This is a genomic window from Pseudovibrio sp. POLY-S9 (assembly GCF_001431305.1).
Classification (GTDB): domain Bacteria; phylum Pseudomonadota; class Alphaproteobacteria; order Rhizobiales; family Stappiaceae; genus Pseudovibrio.
The window spans coordinates 15,705-17,435 of the sequence record NZ_LCWX01000263.1 but is presented as its reverse complement, the minus strand read 5'-3'; the positions used below and the strand labels follow the sequence as shown (position 1 = coordinate 17,435).

Sequence of the window (1,731 nt, the reverse complement as noted above, 5' to 3'; positions counted from 1 at the left end):
TCCGATCTGCTCTTCCATGTTCCGGTAAATGTTATCGACCGACGCTTGCGCCCAGGTGTCTCCGGCTCCCCCGAAGGGGAAATCGTGACGCTTGTGCTCCACATAGACCAGCACCGTGCACCACCACGCGGCAGCCGTGCCCCCTACAAGGTTCTCGCGCATGATGAAACCGGAGCCATTGAGCTGGTGTTCTTCCACGCACGTGGAGATTTCTTGCATCGCACGCTGCCCGAGGGTGAGAAGCGCATTGTCTCTGGCAAGGTCGAATGGTTTAACGACCGTGCCCAAATGGTGCACCCAGATCACATAGTCTCTGAGGAAGAAGCTGAAAATCTGCCGCTCGTAGAGCCTGTTTACCCAATGACAGCGGGCCTTGCTTCCAAAACGCTCCAACGTGCAATGGGCACCGCTCTTGAGTTTCTCCCGCAAATGCCTGAGTGGCAAAACCAGCCCTTTATAGAACAACGCGATTTCCCGCCGTTTGATGTTGCCTTGCGGTCCATACATAAACCAGAAGATGCCAGAGATCTGGCACCAGAAGGCAAAGCCCGCGAACGCCTCGCTTACGATGAATTTCTGGCAAACCAGCTAGCCCTTGCTCTTGTACGCAACTCTCTGCGCCACATGGGCGGCAAAACCCGCAAAGGCGACGGTTCGTTACGCCGAAAGATCCTTGCAGCCCTCCCGTTCGAACTCACAGGCGGTCAGGAAGAGGCACTGAAAGAGATCTTCGCGGATCTGGAAGAGCCGACCCGTATGCTGCGCCTGCTTCAGGGCGATGTTGGGTCTGGCAAAACGGTCGTTGGCCTCCTGGCAATGGCAGCTGTTATTGAGACAGGCGTTCAAGCCGCAATGATGGCCCCAACAGACATTCTGGCCCGCCAGCACTATGCTTCCATGAAGCCTCTGTGCGATGCAGCAGGCATCCGCACTGCCGTTTTGTCAGGTAAAGACACTGCCAAAACAAAACGTGAGATTGGCGAAGCGCTGGAAGCTGGCGAAATCGATCTGATCGTCGGCACCCATGCGCTCTTCCAGTCAACTGTCAACTTCAAAGACCTCGGCATCACAATCGTAGACGAGCAACACCGCTTTGGTGTCCACCAGCGACTGGCTCTGTCCTCCAAAGGCGCCCACGTTGATGTGCTTGTGATGACAGCAACACCAATCCCACGCACGTTGGTCCTCTCTTACTTCGGCGATATGGACGTCTCCCGCTTGACCGACAAGCCAAAGGGCCGTCAGGAAATCAAAACAGTCTCCATATCCCTGGATCGCATCGGTGAAGTTGTTGACCGCCTGAAAGCGATGATTGCGCAGGGACAGAAAATTTATTGGGTCTGCCCTCTGGTGGAAGAGTCTGAAAAGATTGATCTCGCCGCTGCCGAAGAGCGCTTCAACGACCTGCAAAACGCCCTAGGCCCGGTTGTTGCTCTTGTGCATGGACGGCAGAAGGCTGATGAGAAACAAGCCGCCATGGACGCCTTCAAAAATGGTGATGCGCGCGTACTTGTGGCAACAACTGTGATCGAAGTTGGCGTTGACGTCCCGGACGCAACCATCATCGTGATTGAACACGCCGAACGCTTCGGCCTTGCACAGCTGCACCAGCTCAGAGGACGTGTTGGCCGCGGAAGTCTAGCCTCTTCATGTCTGCTCCTCTTCAAAGCCCCTCTTAATGAGACGGCAGCATCCCGCCTCAACATCCTGCGTCAAACCAATGACGGCTTT

General features: G+C 55.6%; 1 protein-coding gene. It reads left to right on the top strand.

The annotated features are described in order from the left end of the window. The coding region (recG, locus tag PPL9_RS30250; protein WP_057466198.1) for an ATP-dependent DNA helicase RecG at positions 1–1,731 on the top strand (1,731 nt) is incomplete at both ends.